Consider the following 15,765-nt stretch of genomic DNA (forward strand, 5'->3'; position numbering starts at 1 on the left):
AAAAATGAAGTTTCGTAAATTTGCAATACAAACAAATAAAGAATGAAAATAGAACAATTATATACAGGCTGTTTAGCACAAGGTGCTTATTATGTTGAATCTGAAGGTGAAGTTGCTATAATTGATCCGCTTAGAGAAATCCAACAATATGTTGATAAAGCCAAAGCTAATAACTCCAAAATTAAATATATTTTAGAAACGCATTTCCATGCTGATTTTGTATCGGGACATGTAGATTTAGCCAATAAGACTGGTGCAACTATTGTTTTTGGACCAGGGGCTACTACAAAATATGACATCCATTCTGCTAAAGATGGAGAGGAACTAAAAATTGGAAACATAACTATTAAAGTCTTGCATACACCAGGACACACTTTAGAATCTGCAACCTATTTATTAATTGATGAAAACGGAAAAAATCACGCTATTTTTTCTGGAGACACACTATTTTTAGGCGATGTTGGAAGACCTGATTTAGCTATTAAATCTGATTTAACTAAAGAAGATCTAGCTGGAATGTTATTTGATTCTCTTCGAAATAAAATCATGCCTTTAGCCGATGACATTATTGTTTATCCTGCTCATGGCGCAGGCTCTGCTTGTGGAAAAAACCTAAGCAAAGAAACTGTTGGTGTTTTAGGAGAACAGAAAAAAACAAACTATGCTTTACGTGCAGATATGACTAAAGCTGAATTTGTAAAAGAAGTGCTTGATGGTATTGCACCACCACCACAGTATTTTGCAAAAAATGCTATGATGAACAAAATGGGTTATGATGCTTTTGAAACCGTTTTAAAAACGGGTGATGTGGCACTTAATCCTGATGAATTTGAAGCTATGGCCAATCACGAATCTGCTTTAGTATTAGATGTACGACCACAATCCGATTTTATAAAAGGCCATATTCCAAATTCTATTTTTATTGGACTTAATGGGCAGTTTGCCCCTTGGGTTGGCGCCTTAATTAAGGATATTAAACAGCCAATAGTATTAGTTGTTCCTGAAGGCAAATCTGCAGAGGCCGTGACAAGACTTTCTCGTGTTGGTTACGATAATACATTAGGCTACCTTAAAGGTGGCTTAGACGCATGGAAACGAGCAGGAAAAGATGTAGAAACATTAGATTCTGTTTCTGTTGAAGAATTTGCAAAAAGAGCAAAAGCAAATCCCATAAACATCTTAGATGTTCGTAAAGATGGAGAATACCAATCGTCTCATATTATAGATGCACAACATTTATCATTAGATTTTATTAATGAAAAGATGAACGAAGTAAGTAAAGATAAAATCTATTACGTACACTGCGCAGGAGGTTACCGTTCTGTTATTGCTGCATCTATTTTAAAAGCCAGAGGCTATGATAAACTTATAGATGTTGATGGCGGCTATAATGCAATTAAAGAAACGGATATAAAGACAACCGATTTTGTTTGTCCTTCAACTTTATAAAGTCAAAAATTATGAAAAACACACTTAAAATACAAAACTTAAAATGTGGTGGCTGTGCTAATACTATAGTAACACAGTTATCTAAACTCGACGGTATTTCTGAAGTTGTTGTAGATAATGACACAGACGAAGTAAGCTTTCTTGCGTCAACAGAAAACGACATAGAAGCTGTAAAAAGTAAATTATCTCATCTAGGTTATCCCATTCTAGGAGATGCAAACTCTTTACCTAAAAAAGCGAAATCTTTTGTGAGTTGCGCTGTAGGCAGAATGTCTAAATAAGATCAATAATTCTACATTACAAATAAGAATTACAAATAAAAAATCCCACTTTGAAGTGGGATTTTTTATTAAACTATTTCAGCACTGAGTCCTGCTTGTAAAAGCTTGGAACATCGTGGCTCTAAATCTTCATAAGAGCCCGTTTTTACGGTACACTTTCCTTTATAATGCACTAACAAAGCACATTGTTCTGCTTGTTCTGGCATATGATCGCAAGCGTAAATAAGGGTGTCAATAACATGGTCAAATGTATTTACATCATCATTAAACAATACGATTTCATTTTGTTTTAATTCTTCTTCTTTTAGAAGTAGCTCTACGGCATGTTTTTCTTTTGTCATAGTGGATATCTTTTTAAGTGCTTCTAGAGTACTCAATGTGACAGGCTCTATTTTTAATTACTACTAATTTATAAATTTTAACGAAACCCACTGCCCTTTTTGTATAGTTTCCTCTAATTTTAACATCTGCTTATTGCATTCTGCTTCAATTATTGGAATATCTTCTTGGTAAAAACCACTTAAAAATAGTGTTCCGTTAGGATTTAAACACTTAGCATAACTTGCTATATCTGCTAACAAAATATTCCTATTAATATTAGCAATGATACTATCGTATTGTTTTCCTTCTAGTAAAGCTACATCACCTTCATAAACCGAAATATGCTTACAATTATTTCGATTGACATTTTCTAAACTATTCAAATAGCACCAATTATCAATATCAATAGCATCGAGTTTAGTTGCTCCTACTTTTTCTGCTAAGATTGCCAAAACACCAGTTCCGCAACCCATATCTAAAACAGTCTTATTCTTAAAATCATTTTTCAAGATATGCTGAATCATCATATGAGTCGTTTCATGATGCCCAGTACCAAAACTCATTTTAGGCTCAATAATTAAATCGTATTTTGTGTTTGGTTTGTCATGAAAAGGTGCTCTAACAGAGCATACATCATCAACTATAATTGGGTTAAAATTCTTTTCCCATTCTTCGTTCCAATTCGTTTGCTCTATTTCCTCTGAAGTATAAGAGATTTTAAACTCATCTGATTTTAAAACGTAAACATCGTCTAAAATAGTTTCATTCCACTCCTCTTTTTGAATGTAAGCCGTAACCCCGTCTTCGGATTCTACAAAACTTTCAAAACCAGCATAACCTAATTCTGCTATTAAAATCTCAACTGCAGGTTGTAAAGGACTTACCTTAAATGTATAACCTAAATATATTTCAGACATTTATTTCTTTTTTTTGCAAATTTACTAATCATTAATTTAGTTACTATTACTTTTGTTGCAAATTAAAATATTATGAACAAATATATTGTTGCTATTCTTTTTTTGGTTTTTTCTCAAATATCTATTGCCCAAGACAATAATGATATAAAACTATCTGCACTACCTTATTATAGTTATGGTAAAGGTTTAGGCATTACCTCTCCTGACAGTATTTTTAAATTAAATATTCGTTTTAGAATGCAAAACCGATTTACCTATTTAAATAACGACGATGAAGATAATGGATACGAAGCCATGATTAGACGTCTACGTTTACGTTTTGATGGTTATGTTGGGGATCCTAGTATAATTTATGTCATTCAATTATCATTCTCTCCAAATGATGTAGGAGCAATTGAAGACGGCGACAACCTTAATATAATTAGAGATGCAATTGTATTTTACAGACCTGATGAGCATTGGAATATTGGTTTTGGACAAACCAAACTCCCAGGAAACAGGCAGCGTATAAATTCCTCTGGTGCTTTACAGCTTACAGATCGCTCAATAAACAATTCCCGCTTTAATATTGATAGAGATTTTGGACTACAGGTCTATTATTTAAATGAATTAGAACATAAATTTTCGTACAACATTAAAACCGCCATAAGTACTGGTGAGGGTAGAAATTGGACCAAAGAACCTGATACTGGATTAGCTTTTACAGGCCGTTTAGAACTGTTTCCTTTTGGAGCTTTTAAAAGTAACGGAACATTATTTGAAGGCGACTTAAAACGCGAAAAGACACCTAAACTAATGCTTTCTGGCGTTTATCATTACAATGATGATGCACGAAGAACTCGTGGTACTATTGGAGATGATTTATTTGAAAAACGCGACATACAGTCCCTATTTTTAGATGCCATTGTAAAATACAATGGTTGGGCGTTTCAAACGGCTTATATGAATAGAACAACTGATGATGCTATAACCATTAACCCAGATGATGCTTCAGAATCAAGATATGTTTTTGCTGGTAGTGGTTTTGACACACAATTAAGTTACCTTTTTAAAAGTAATTATGAGCTTGTAGGACGCTTTTCTTACCAAGAACCACATAAAGACATTGAAATGTTAACGCCACAAACCAACCAATATAGTTTAGGAATAACTAAATATATTTGGGAACACGCTTTAAAATTACAAGCAGAAATTACCAACAGTGAACTAAACTATTTTGATTCTAGTAAAGCCAATGATTGGTATTTACGATTTCAAGTAGAAATTGGTATTTAACTCTTGATATAACAATAGTTTTAAGCGTTTCTTTAAACGCAAAAAAAGTCCTTAAATAAGGGATTGTATTCCATTATTTAAGGACTTTTATTATGAGTCGTACTAAACGATATTTAGAAGGCGTTTACAATTGCATAAAAGTCTTCTGCTTTAAGCGCTGCACCACCAATTAATCCACCATCAACATCTGGTTTAGAAAAAATCTCTTTAGCATTTGCTGGTTTCACACTTCCGCCATATAATATTGAAACAGAATCTGCAACATCGTTTCCATATTTATCTGCCAAAGTTTTTCTAATGAAAGCATGCATATCTTGAGCTTGCTCTGGACTCGCTGTTTCACCTGTTCCAATGGCCCAAACGGGTTCGTAAGCTAAAACAATGCTTTTAAAAGCATCTGCACCTAAATGAAACAATGCGTTTTTAATTTGCCCCTCAACAACAGCTTCTTCATTTCCGGCTTTTCTATCTGCTAATTCTTCTCCAAAACAGAAAATAACGCGCATATCATTTGCTAAAGCCGCGTCTACTTTTTTAGCTAATGACTCATCCGTTTCGTTGTAATATGCTCTACGTTCACTATGCCCAAGAATTACTGTTTTAATTCCGATACTCTTTAACATACTAGCACTAACCTCACCTGTGTAAGCTCCGTTTTCTGCAAAATGCATATTCTGAGCAATAACCTCTATAGGTTCTTGGCGTAAAGATTCAAACGCTTGCCATAAATTTGTAAACGTTGGTGCAATCATTACCTCAGCATCTGATGTTTGATTTTGCTTTAACAAATCTGTTATTAACAGTTCTGTTTGAGGTAAATCATTATTCATTTTCCAGTTTCCGGCTACAATATGTTTTCTCATAATATAAGTGAATTGATTTTTTAATTTTAATGCACAAAAATAACACAATAAAGGTGAAAGTAAATTGACAATTATCAGTATTTCATTAAGATAACTTTACTCTAGGATCTAACCAAGCATAAATAATATCTACAAAAATATTAATGGTTATAAAAATGATGGCTATCACTAAAACAGCTCCCATTATTACAGGTAAATCTAAAGTGTTTAATGCATTTACAATTTCTTTACCTAAACCATTCCATCCAAAAATGTACTCTACAAAAACAGCTCCTGCCAACATAGACGCAAACCATCCTGAAATAGCTGTAACTACAGGATTTAACGCATTTTTAACTGCATGGTTTTTTATCACCTGAAACTCACTTAAACCTTTAGCTCTTGCTGTTCTAATATAATCTTGATTTAAGACTTCTAATAATGAATTCCGCATCAACTGAATCACTACGGCCAATGGCCTTATTCCTAAAACAATGGCTGGAAGTATTAAATTTTTCCATTTAATGGTCATTTTCTCACCAAAATCATCAAGTTCGTACAAGCTTCCTGTCATCTCTAAATTAGTGTACTTATGTAGTACAAAACCAAACAACCAAGCGAACAAAATAGCGCTAAAAAATGATGGCACACTCATACCAAACGTGCTTAATATTTGAATGGACTTATCAATCCAAGTATCTTTGTACAATGCTGAAATGATACCAAAAACAACACCTAAAATAATCGCAATAACAATAGCTGAAATTGCTAAAACAAACGTATTTGGAATAGTTTCCCCAATTACTTGAGTTACTTTTTTGCCTTGCTTGGTAAAAGATTCTCTTAAATAAGGTGCTTTTACAACCGTAGTTGTATTACCTAATGTAAAAAGCGTTGTTGCAGTATATTTATTAGGACTCAAATAAGTATAATCTTTTGGTGTATTTGAATGAAATGAAATGGGCGACAAATCATTTAAATAATATAAAAACTGAGTTCCAATAGGTTTATCAAAGCCATATTTTTGTTTTACCGCTTGTACTTGTTCTGCCGTTTGATTTTGACCTAACATCATCTTAGCAGGATCGCCTGGTAAAATTGTAAATAAAAAGAAAATGACAGTTATAACGCCAATTAAGGTGATACATGCGTAGCCAATTTTATGAAATAAATACTTTATCAAAAACAGATTCTTTTTTTAATTTCAAAATCTAACTATTGAAAACTATTACACAAAGAATATCTAAAGTTTTTCAAAAATTATTTTAGTTAGCATTTAACACCAATCTCAAATTCACGTTAATATTATTAACCACACAAAGGTTACAAACTACAATTCAATAGCTTCAATATCATTCCAATGTGCCTTGTTTACCACTGTTCCACTATTTAAAATAATGACTCCTGGATTTGCCCTAACGATAGTTTTTACAACTTTCTCGTCACATAAGTAAAATTCAAAATTAAGATTGTAATCTTTTTTTAGTTGTGCTTTATCTGCAGAGCCAGAAGATGTTAAACCAATTACAGTATACCCTTTTTTCATCGCTTCGTCTGTAAACGATTTTAACTTTGCTACACCTTCAGCTTCACCTTTAGTAACATTATACATCGTAATCATTATTAACTTTTCTTTTTCTAAGAAATATTGGGTTAAATCTTCATCATCAGATTCTATAGATAAATCCTGAATTGGAGGCACATAACCTTCATCAATAACTTTAGTTTCTACACCTACATACTCACCGTCTACTTTCGGATAACTTCCATTGGTTACAAATTGTTGCTCTTCGTCATTAACATTAAATGTCCATGTATATTCTGTAATTGCTTTTGGTGCACCTTCTGGAGTCACCATTTGTTCCGGTAAATTTTTACCAATCGCATAAGCTCTAAAATCTATTGATGGTAAATGCATTAAAACGTGATAACCAAACCAAAGTGACAATACAAAACTTAATAGAGCAATTATAGTTGTTGGCAATTTTGTAAAAATAGGTTTAATGTGTTTTATACCTACAAATAGAATTAAAACAAGCACTAACAGAATCACATCTTTAGTAAAACTTTCCCATGGTGTTAGTTTTAAAGCATCACCAAAGCAACCACAATCTTTTACTTTGTCGAAATAAGCAGAATAAAAAGTTAAAAATGTAAAAAAGATAATCATTAACAATAAACTCCACACCGTAAATTTTGGTTTATAGCCTATTAAAAGAAAAACACCTAAAACAACCTCAAACACTACGACAATAACAGAAATCCCTAAAGCATAAGGAATTAAAAATTCAATATTTAAAACATCTGAGCCAAAGTACTCTTCAAGTTTGTATGAAAATCCGAGTGGATCATTCAGTTTTATAAATCCAGAAATAATGAATAATATTCCGGTGAATATTCTGCTAAGGTTTACTATGTATTTCATATGCTTATTGTATTCCTTTTGTTCACTAAGAGTCGTCTAAGTGACATTAAATATATGTTTATTTTAATAGATTCCTGACTTTACAGGAACAACAAGTTAATTACCTTCGTTTAAATGAATTAAAGCAAAAACTGCATAATTTATCATATCTTGATAATTCGCATCAATCCCTTCACTAACAATTGTTTTTCCGGCATTATCTTCAATCTGTTTTACACGTAATAATTTCTGTAAAATTAAATCTGTTAATGAGCTTACACGCATATCGCGCCAAGCTTCACCATAATCGTGATTTTTATCTAACATTAATTGCTTTGTTACGGCAATTTTTTCATCGTAAAGTTTAGTAGCTTCTTCTGTACTTAAATCGGGTTGTTCTACAACTCCCTTTTCTATCTGAATTAGAGCCATAGCACAATAATTAATTATGCCTATAAACTCACTAACTTCGCCTTCATCTACTTTTCTAACTTCGTTTTGCTGCAACCCTCTTATACGCTGAGCTTTTATAAAAATTTGATCGGTTAATGATGGTAATCTTAAAATTCTCCATGCACTACCATAATCACTCATTTTATTTACATAAAGAGCTCTACATTTGGCAATTACGGCATCATATTGTTTTGAAGTATCTTGCATTGCTATAAATTAAGGTTCCGAAAGAATAAACTCTTGGATTAAAAACGATTCAAATATAAAGCCATGCCCTATATATTAATCTCGATTATCGCGTAAAATTTCCGTAAATTTCGCATAAATAAATTAGAAGTTCAAGATTTGAGGTTTAAAGTTTTCTTAACGTTTTTTTTAGATTAAATTATGAATATTAACTGCAAAGGCAAACTCATAGATTTATCCACACCTAAAGTGATGGGTATTCTTAATGTTACACCAGATTCGTTTTTTGACGGCGGAAAATATAATAACGAAACTGCTATTTTAAATCAAGTTGAAACCATGCTAAGCCATGGAGCTACTTTTATTGATATTGGTGGTTACAGCTCTCGGCCAAATGCTGATGATGTTAGTGAAACTGAAGAATTAAACCGTGTCATTCCTATTATTGAATTAATCTTAAAAGATTTCCCTGAAACTTTAATTTCTATTGACACCTTTAGAAGTCACGTTGCGAAAAAGAGTATTAAAGCTGGTGCGGCCCTAATTAATGATATTTCTGCCGGAAAGCTAGATAACAATATGCTTACTACGGTAGGAAAATTAGCTGTGCCTTATATCATGATGCACATGAGAGGAACTCCTAAGACCATGCAACAGCACACTCAGTATAATGACCTAACAAAAGAAATTATCTCTTATTTTGCAGACAGAATTGCAGTAGCTCACAAAGCAAAAATAAACGACCTTATTATAGACCCAGGTTTTGGGTTTGCAAAAACCACAGAACAAAACTTTGAATTGCTCAATACACTAGAATTACTACAACTAATAGACCAACCTATTCTAGCTGGAGTCTCTCGAAAATCTATGATTTACAAAACATTAAATTCAACTTCAGAAAATGCTCTTAACGGCACCACTGCTTTACACATGGTTGCTTTGCAAAAAGGAGCAAAAATTTTACGTGTACACGACGTAAAAGAAGCTTCAGAATGTATTACCCTTTATAACCAATTGCAATCTAATTAACCTATGCGCTATATATACTTACTTATCATTTTAACATGTTTTAGCTGTAACAACGAACGTGTTTTATACTTACCCGAAATTGAAAAAGCAGAAGTTACAGAAGTTTTAGATGTATCACCTGCTTATATTTTTTATGATGAAACACAAGCTGATTCGACTTTATTAAATCGAAAAAATCTGATTATCACTACAAATTGGCTAGTTAATGTAGATAAACGATTAACATTAAAACAAGCCATTCCGCATATAAAATTCATGCAAGACAAAAAGCGAAATGCCGAAATGCATAAAAATGAAGATGCTAAAAATTATTTTACTTGTAATGATACGAGTATTGGTAATTTGGGATTTTTAGAATTTACAGATGTTTTCTATGAATTTTCTGAACCAATAGACACCTCTATAAATCTACAAGATCTCGTAGCAGAAAAATTAAAAAACAACCAAGCCTCAACAAGTACTTTTTTAGAAATACCATTAGACATAACTAATAACAATAAAGATAAGATTCAACAAGAACTCCAATCTTATATAGAATTATTAGCTCTTAGTACTTCAATTTCTGAAGACATGGTAATAAACGGATATGCTATTGATCTTTATTTTGAAGGACGTATGAGCTTTCAAGATTACATTTCAGTAAAATCAAAATTATCAAAAATTAAATCCGATAAAATTATAATTACCAACAACGAGTTTATATACTAAAACAGTCCCCTTTTGTCTTTTTTAAAACCCAAAAAGACTTAATTATTAGATACGCATTTTCTTTTCTACTAAACATAAATTAGTAAATTAGCAGAAACACTAGCCATTTGGAAAACTTACAACTTTGGGATTTTAGATTTATAGACTTCGTGGATGTCTTCCTCGTAGCTATTCTACTCTATTACATCTACAAGCTTGTAAAAGGCACCGTTGCCATCAATATCTTTATTGGTATCCTTGTCATTTATTTTGCTTGGAGACTAACAGACTTCCTCAACATGCAGATGCTTTATAGCATTTTCGATGGATTTATGAAGGTTGGAATTATTGCTTTAATTGTCGTTTTTCAACCAGAAATTAGAAAATTTCTTTTAATGGTTGGCTCTACTAATATTGGTGGCAAACGAAATCTTTTTAAAAATTTTAAGTTTCTTAAAAATGATGATCAAACTTCTACAGACGTTGATGCTATTATTAATGCTTGCAACAAAATGGGGGCAACAAACACAGGAGCTTTAATTGTTATTGAACGCAATAATAATTTAGATTTTCTAACAGATACAGGAGACGAAATGAACATCTTAGTCTCACAACCTATTATAGAAAGCATCTTTTTTAAAAACAGTCCGCTTCATGATGGAGCTATAATAATAGACAAAAACATTGTAAAAGCAACACGAGTTATTCTTCCTGTGAATAATGAAAAAAACATTCCAGAACGTTTTGGGTTACGACACAGAGCTGCCATTGGTATTACAGAAAAAACAGATGCTTTAGCACTTTGTGTAAGTGAAGAAACAGGACAGATTTCTTATATTAAAAATGGCGAGTTCGAAATGTTTAAAAATACAGATGAACTTAGAGAAAAAATTAAGCAAGATTTAGGCTAATGAATTGTAAAAATTGTAATAACACGCTTAGAGCATCACAAAAATTTTGTGATGAGTGTGGTGCAAAAATTATTCATAATCGCCTAAAGCCAAAAGTATTAGCTCAACAAATAAACGAACAATTTATTTCCATTGATAATAAATTCCTACGCACATTTATTGATCTTTTTAAACAACCTGAAACCGTAATTATAGGCTATATTGAAGGGACTCGAAAAAAATATATAGATGTACTTCAATATTTTGCGATTGCCCTAACTTTAGCCGGAATTCAGGTCTTTTTAATGACCACCTTTTTCAAAGAAGCTTTGGATTTTGGATCAGCATTTATGGAAGGTTTTAATTCTGCTACATCACAAACAAAAAATCCTTTTGCAGATTTTAATTTCGATATTTTCACTAAATATCAAGGTCTTATATATATCATTTCTGTACCTTTTTCTGCTTTAGGCACATGGTTAGGTTATTATCTACTAGGTGAAAGACGCTATAATTTTACAGAACATTTAGTGATTAACCTATACTACTCTGCCCAAGTCATTATTGTTTCGGCTGTTTTAACAATTTTGTTTTTAGTATTCGGATTAGACTATCTAATTGTTTATAGCATTATTGCCATACCAAGTTTTGTTTACTTTTTCTACGTTCTCAAACGTATATTTAAAGGGCCTTTTTGGGAAGCATTTACACGATTTATTTTTGTAATGATTACCTATTTTATATCATTCTCTATTGTAGGACTTATTTTCTTTATCTTAGGTATTATTATTGCAATAATGGCACATAACTGAATTGTAAAAACTGTCATATAACGCTTGAAGAATACGATGCCTATTGTAAAAGTTGCGGTGCTAAAGTGATTAGAAACCGATTGACGATTCGTAATCTTTTTGAGCATATTAGCGAAACCTTCTTTAACTACGATAATAAATTACTCCAAACGTTTATTCAACTTTTTAAACAACCTGAAGACGTAATAGTTAGTTATATAAATGGTGTACGAAAAAAATATGTTAATCCTATTAGTTTCTTTGGATTGGCATTAACCTTAACTGGACTTTCAATATTTTTATTGAAGAAATTTTACATGCAGCATTTAGACTTTTCTAGTCTTTTTGGAGACATTAACCTTTCACAAAATGCGTTTGACTCATCGTTTAGTTTTGGCTTAGAGTACAATTCCTTAATTTATGTTGCATTTATTCCAATATCGGCAATTATTTCATGGATTGTTTTTATAGATAAAAAATACAATCTCACTGAGCATGCTATAATTTACTTATACTCCATGTCTTTTTTAATGGTACTGATGTTTTTTTTAGCACAAATCGCATTACTCGTTACGCCAAGCAATTACATGCTCTTTAGTCTCCTATTATGGCCATTAATGTTTATATATCATTGCTATATTTTAACACGAATATTTAAACTATCGTTAGGAAGTTTAATTATGAAATCTATGCTGTTTTTTATACTATTCTTTGTGACCTATATTGGTGTTTCAATTTTAGTATTTGTAATAATGCTGATTACAGGCGTTGTTAATCTTGAAGATTTCGCCCCAAAGTAAGGGTCTTTTACTAAACCTCTTCAGCTTTTAAAAACTGCACTTCGTAAAGGTTTTTATAATATCCTGTTTCTTTTTCTAAAAGCGTTTTATGTGTCCCAATTTCAACAATTTCTCCAGCTTCCATAACTATTATTTTATCAGCTTGCTGTATCGTTGCCAATCTATGAGCAATAACAATAGACGTTCTTCCTTTAGTTATTTTATCTGTAGCATCTTGTATTAATTGTTCGGAATATGAATCTACAGAAGATGTTGCTTCATCTAAAATTAAAATACTAGGATTGGTTACATAAGCTCTTAAGAAAGAAATTAATTGACGCTGACCAGAAGACAACATTACACCACGTTCTTTTACATTATAATGATAACCATCAGGTAAACTAGAAATAAACTCATGAATGCCTATTGCTTTTGCTGCATTAACAACATCCTCTTCTGTAATAGCATCGTTATTTAATGTAATATTATTCAGAATTGTATCTGCAAATAAGAATACATCTTGCAATACAACAGCTATTTGACTTCGAAGAGAACTTAAAGTCATATTTTTAATATCTGTATCGTCAACTTCAATAGTTCCTGAATTGATATCGTAAAAACGATTCAGTAAATTTATAATTGTAGATTTTCCTGCACCTGTTGCACCTACAATAGCTACAGTTTCTCCTGCTTCTACATGAAACGATATTCCTTTGAGAACCTCTTCCTCTTTAATATAAGAGAATCGCACATTTTTAAACGAAATATTACCTTTAAAGTGATTAGCTTCAATAGTCCCAGAATCGTCAATATTAGACGTAGTATCTAAAACTTTAAAGACACGATCTGCAGCCACCATTCCCATTTGTAGCGTGTTGAATTTATTGGCTATTTGATTTAAAGGTCTAAACAACATAGGAATAAACATAGTAAAGGAAATTAAATCCCCTAATGTTGTGTCAGGGTTTTCAGAAATAGCATCAAAGCCACCAACTAAAATAACCATTGCCATAGTTAATGATGCTAAAAATTCTGCGATTGGAAAGAAAATAGAATTATACCAAACCGTTTTTAACCACCCTTTTTTGTGACGCTCATTAATCTTCTTGAAATTTTTGTATTCCGTATCTTCACGTGTAAATAACTGTAAGATTTTCATACCAGTTACACGCTCTTGAACAAATGAATTTAGGTTAGAAACCTCTGTTCGTACATCTTCAAATGCACGTTTCATATATTTTTGAAAAATCTTAGTCGCAAATAAAACAATAGGCATTGTTATAAATACAATAAGACTCAACTTTATATTTATAAATGCCATAAAGCCAGCAACCACTAGCATTTTTAAGACATCACTAAAAATCATAAACAGCCCTTGTCCAAAGATATCGGCAATACGCTCCATATCTGTAACAGCTCTTGTAATTAAAACACCAACTGAAGATTTATCGAAGTACGTCATTTTAAATTTGAGCATGTGCTTAAATAACTTCACACGTATATCTCTAACCACAGATTGCCCTAACCAACTCGCATAATAAATAAACAGTAATTGAGAAACAACCTCAAGCACCAATAAGGCTAGCATGATAAGCATGTATAGCACAAAACCGTTATATTCTTTATTCGCAATTTTAACATCAATAGCTTCCCTTAACACATAAGGTCTAAATGCACCAAACAATGCCAAACCTATTACACAAAATAAGGAAATAACAAAAACTGTACGATAGGGTTTTATGTAGTGCAACAATCGTGTAAACAACGATATATCAAATATTTTTTTTCCTTTTTCTGCCATTTTATGCCGAACTTGTTTCGGTATCTTTTCCGTTACAACGGAAATTTAATTTATTAACTCTCTACTTTAATTGTTTCAGGATAAACTATTTTAACCAAATACAATCCATGAGCAGGAACTGAAAATCCAGCTTCACTTCTATTCTTTGATGCAATAATTTTATGCAAATCTTCAGATTTCAGTTTACCTAAACCAATATTTACCATCGTCCCAACGACAGCTCTTACCATATTCCTTAAAAATCGGTCCGCAGTAATTGTAAATATGAGCTGATTAGAGTGTTGGGTCCAAAAAGCTTCTTTTATATCGCAATTATACGTTTTTACTTCAGTATTACTTTTAGAAAAACATTGAAAATCTTTATACTGAAATAATATTTTGCAAGCCTCGTTCATAGCTTCAACATCTAAAGGTTGTTGAACTTCGTAAGCAAAATCGTAATCAAACACATTTTTTGATGTCGATATTTTATAATGATACGTTCTACTTACGGCATAAAACCTAGCGTGTATTTCTGGTTTAACTTCAAATACAGAAATCACAGCAATATCTTTTGGTAAAAAAGAATTCAGTTTATAAACTATATCAATATTTTTAAAGTCGCCTTCAAAATCAAAATGTGCAAACATTTGTGACGCATGAACACCTGCATCTGTTCTACCAGCTCCCATTATAGCTATTTCGGTTTTCAGTATAGTAGAAAGTGCCTTTTCTACAACTTCTTGCACAGAAATAGCGTTAGGCTGATTTTGCCATCCATGATAGGCTTTACCATTATATGAAAGTTCAATAAAAAATCGCAATAGAAATCTTACTTTTGTTAAAGTGCAAAGTTACTGTTTTAGTTGCTAAAGAAATCCTAAAATATAAAGTTATAGTTTAGCGATTTCTCTAAAAATAAATATGAAAAAAATACTCCTTTTATCAGACACTCATAGTTACATAGACGAGGCCATTCTTAAACACGTAAAGCAGGCTGATGAAGTTTGGCATGCTGGAGATATTGGTGATTTACAAGTTACCGATAAAATTAAGAACCTAAAACCCTTACGAGCCGTTTATGGCAATATTGATGATGCCAAGGCACGAACAGAATTTCCTCTTCACAACAAATTTATGTGTGAAGACATGAGTATATGGATAACTCATATTGGTGGTTATCCTCCAAAATACAATAACCGTGTAAAAGAAGCATTAACGGCAAATCCACCAGATATTTTTATCACAGGACATTCTCATATTCTAAAAGTGATGCCAGATAAAAAACTAGATTTATTACACATGAATCCTGGCGCTGTAGGTAAACACGGTTTTCATAAGGTGAGAACAATGTTACGGTTTAAAATTGAAGGAAAAACAATTAAAGATTTGGAAGTAATTGAGTTTGATTCTTAATTATAAAAAAACAAAAGCATCATGAATACGTTTAGTCCAAATTATTTTTTACAATTATTCATAGCATATAACAACCCTAAACCTGCCGTACCTACACCAATGAAGATTGAAGTAACTATAGTAAACGCAGCTAATTTATACAACAAAAAAATTAAAGCCAAAGCGGCTAATACATGTAAAAAAACTTGTTTTTTCATTTGTTAATAGAGACTTTAAAATCAATAACTAAACTATATTATTTTAGTTTATAAAACAAGTCTATTTT

Annotated in this window: 18 protein-coding genes; 9 read left to right on the forward strand and 9 right to left on the reverse strand. The window is 31.8% G+C overall.

Annotated features, from left to right (window positions below; all coding sequences use genetic code 11):
• Positions 1-42 precede the first annotated feature (42 nt).
• Together ABD730_RS15070 and ABD730_RS15075 are read left to right on the forward strand one after the other, a co-directional pair.
• Entirely contained in the window at positions 43-1,449 is a 1,407-nt protein-coding gene (locus ABD730_RS15070) for an MBL fold metallo-hydrolase (protein ID WP_344715730.1), read from the forward strand.
• An 11-nt stretch (positions 1,450-1,460) separates the two neighbouring features.
• Entirely contained in the window at positions 1,461-1,730 is a 270-nt protein-coding gene (locus tag ABD730_RS15075; protein ID WP_344715732.1) for a heavy-metal-associated domain-containing protein, read from the forward strand.
• A 68-nt stretch (positions 1,731-1,798) separates the two neighbouring features.
• On the opposite strand, the gene ABD730_RS15080 is transcribed toward ABD730_RS15075, so the two are convergent.
• Both ABD730_RS15080 and prmA read right to left on the reverse strand, forming a co-directional pair.
• Positions 1,799-2,071, reverse strand: coding sequence for an ATP-dependent Clp protease adaptor ClpS (locus ABD730_RS15080; RefSeq protein WP_215924566.1), 273 nt, complete (start codon positions 2,069-2,071; stop codon positions 1,799-1,801).
• Positions 2,072-2,134: 63 nt separating this feature from the next.
• Positions 2,135-2,968 carry a 50S ribosomal protein L11 methyltransferase gene (gene prmA / locus ABD730_RS15085; protein ID WP_344715734.1) on the reverse strand — a complete coding sequence of 278 codons (834 nt, stop codon included), beginning with the start codon at positions 2,966-2,968 and terminating at the stop codon, positions 2,135-2,137.
• A gap of 72 nt (positions 2,969-3,040) precedes the next feature.
• On the opposite strand from prmA, the gene ABD730_RS15090 reads away from it, so the two are divergent.
• Positions 3,041-4,243, forward strand: a complete 1,203-nt coding sequence (locus ABD730_RS15090; RefSeq protein ID WP_334471522.1) for a porin — start codon at positions 3,041-3,043, stop codon at positions 4,241-4,243.
• A gap of 113 nt (positions 4,244-4,356) precedes the next feature.
• Here ABD730_RS15090 and tpiA read toward each other — a convergent pair whose 3' ends face one another.
• The 4 genes from tpiA to ABD730_RS15110 form a co-directional block, all read right to left on the reverse strand.
• Positions 4,357-5,106 (reverse strand): triose-phosphate isomerase, encoded by a 750-nt coding sequence (gene tpiA, locus ABD730_RS15095; RefSeq protein WP_334471523.1) that lies wholly within the window; start codon positions 5,104-5,106, stop codon positions 4,357-4,359.
• A gap of 85 nt (positions 5,107-5,191) precedes the next feature.
• Positions 5,192-6,268: an ABC transporter permease gene (locus ABD730_RS15100; RefSeq protein ID WP_334471524.1), complete on the reverse strand. Its 1,077-nt coding sequence runs from the start codon at positions 6,266-6,268 to the stop codon at positions 5,192-5,194.
• Between the two features lie 147 nt (positions 6,269-6,415).
• Positions 6,416-7,510: a BT_3928 family protein gene (locus ABD730_RS15105; RefSeq protein WP_344715736.1), complete on the reverse strand. Its 1,095-nt coding sequence runs from the start codon at positions 7,508-7,510 to the stop codon at positions 6,416-6,418.
• 96 nt (positions 7,511-7,606) lie between these two features.
• Positions 7,607-8,149 carry a DUF1599 domain-containing protein gene (locus ABD730_RS15110; protein ID WP_334471528.1) on the reverse strand — a complete coding sequence of 181 codons (543 nt, stop codon included), beginning with the start codon at positions 8,147-8,149 and terminating at the stop codon, positions 7,607-7,609.
• A gap of 180 nt (positions 8,150-8,329) precedes the next feature.
• Here ABD730_RS15110 and folP point away from each other — a divergent pair, with 180 nt between their 5' ends.
• The 5 genes from folP (at position 8,330) to ABD730_RS15135 (ending at position 12,325) form a co-directional block, all read left to right on the forward strand.
• Entirely contained in the window at positions 8,330-9,157 is an 828-nt protein-coding gene (gene folP / locus ABD730_RS15115) for a dihydropteroate synthase (RefSeq protein WP_344715737.1), read from the forward strand.
• A gap of 3 nt (positions 9,158-9,160) precedes the next feature.
• Entirely contained in the window at positions 9,161-9,865 is a 705-nt protein-coding gene (locus ABD730_RS15120) for a hypothetical protein (protein ID WP_344715739.1), read from the forward strand.
• A 107-nt stretch (positions 9,866-9,972) separates the two neighbouring features.
• Positions 9,973-10,755, forward strand: coding sequence for a diadenylate cyclase CdaA (gene cdaA / locus ABD730_RS15125; protein ID WP_334471534.1), 783 nt, complete (start codon positions 9,973-9,975; stop codon positions 10,753-10,755).
• A complete protein-coding gene (locus ABD730_RS15130) occupies positions 10,755-11,546 on the forward strand; it encodes a DUF3667 domain-containing protein (protein WP_344715741.1) in 792 nt (263 codons plus the stop codon). Before cdaA ends, ABD730_RS15130 begins: the two co-directional genes overlap by 1 nt.
• Before the next feature lie 65 nt (positions 11,547-11,611).
• Complete coding sequence (locus ABD730_RS15135) at positions 11,612-12,325, forward strand: DUF3667 domain-containing protein (protein ID WP_344715743.1); 714 nt, start codon at positions 11,612-11,614, stop codon at positions 12,323-12,325.
• Positions 12,326-12,335: 10 nt separating this feature from the next.
• Here ABD730_RS15135 and ABD730_RS15140 read toward each other — a convergent pair whose 3' ends face one another.
• Together ABD730_RS15140 and truA are read right to left on the reverse strand one after the other, a co-directional pair.
• The gene (locus ABD730_RS15140; RefSeq protein WP_215924578.1) at positions 12,336-14,105 is read right to left on the reverse strand and encodes an ABC transporter ATP-binding protein; all 1,770 of its coding nucleotides are present in this window, start codon (positions 14,103-14,105) and stop codon (positions 12,336-12,338) included.
• Between the two features lie 53 nt (positions 14,106-14,158).
• Positions 14,159-14,908, reverse strand: a complete 750-nt coding sequence (gene truA, locus ABD730_RS15145; RefSeq protein WP_344715744.1) for a tRNA pseudouridine(38-40) synthase TruA — start codon at positions 14,906-14,908, stop codon at positions 14,159-14,161.
• Positions 14,909-15,008: 100 nt separating this feature from the next.
• Here truA and ABD730_RS15150 point away from each other — a divergent pair, with 100 nt between their 5' ends.
• The gene (locus tag ABD730_RS15150) at positions 15,009-15,500 is read left to right on the forward strand and encodes a metallophosphoesterase family protein (protein WP_334471540.1); all 492 of its coding nucleotides are present in this window, start codon (positions 15,009-15,011) and stop codon (positions 15,498-15,500) included.
• A gap of 41 nt (positions 15,501-15,541) precedes the next feature.
• Here ABD730_RS15150 and ABD730_RS15155 read toward each other — a convergent pair whose 3' ends face one another.
• The gene (locus ABD730_RS15155; protein WP_344715746.1) at positions 15,542-15,697 is read right to left on the reverse strand and encodes a hypothetical protein; all 156 of its coding nucleotides are present in this window, start codon (positions 15,695-15,697) and stop codon (positions 15,542-15,544) included.
• Positions 15,698-15,765: the final 68 nt, after the last annotated feature.

The sequence above is a fragment of the Winogradskyella damuponensis genome (assembly GCF_039538385.1).
GTDB classification, from domain to species: Bacteria; Bacteroidota; Bacteroidia; order Flavobacteriales; family Flavobacteriaceae; genus Winogradskyella; species Winogradskyella damuponensis.

Coding starts and splice junctions, on each gene's coding strand:
- ABD730_RS15140 (WP_215924578.1), bottom strand. CDS start 14,105: ATGGCAGAAAAAGGAAAAAAAATATTTGATATATCGTTGTTTACACGA.
- ABD730_RS15090 (WP_334471522.1), top strand. CDS start 3,041: ATGAACAAATATATTGTTGCTATTCTTTTTTTGGTTTTTTCTCAAATA.
- ABD730_RS15105 (WP_344715736.1), bottom strand. CDS start 7,510: ATGAAATACATAGTAAACCTTAGCAGAATATTCACCGGAATATTATTC.
- ABD730_RS15075 (WP_344715732.1), top strand. CDS start 1,461: ATGAAAAACACACTTAAAATACAAAACTTAAAATGTGGTGGCTGTGCT.
- folP (WP_344715737.1), top strand. CDS start 8,330: ATGAATATTAACTGCAAAGGCAAACTCATAGATTTATCCACACCTAAA.
- ABD730_RS15080 (WP_215924566.1), bottom strand. CDS start 2,071: ATGACAAAAGAAAAACATGCCGTAGAGCTACTTCTAAAAGAAGAAGAA.
- ABD730_RS15150 (WP_334471540.1), top strand. CDS start 15,009: ATGAAAAAAATACTCCTTTTATCAGACACTCATAGTTACATAGACGAG.
- ABD730_RS15130 (WP_344715741.1), top strand. CDS start 10,755: ATGAATTGTAAAAATTGTAATAACACGCTTAGAGCATCACAAAAATTT.
- tpiA (WP_334471523.1), bottom strand. CDS start 5,106: ATGAGAAAACATATTGTAGCCGGAAACTGGAAAATGAATAATGATTTA.
- ABD730_RS15155 (WP_344715746.1), bottom strand. CDS start 15,697: ATGAAAAAACAAGTTTTTTTACATGTATTAGCCGCTTTGGCTTTAATT.
- ABD730_RS15120 (WP_344715739.1), top strand. CDS start 9,161: ATGCGCTATATATACTTACTTATCATTTTAACATGTTTTAGCTGTAAC.
- ABD730_RS15110 (WP_334471528.1), bottom strand. CDS start 8,149: ATGCAAGATACTTCAAAACAATATGATGCCGTAATTGCCAAATGTAGA.
- ABD730_RS15070 (WP_344715730.1), top strand. CDS start 43: ATGAAAATAGAACAATTATATACAGGCTGTTTAGCACAAGGTGCTTAT.
- prmA (WP_344715734.1), bottom strand. CDS start 2,968: ATGTCTGAAATATATTTAGGTTATACATTTAAGGTAAGTCCTTTACAA.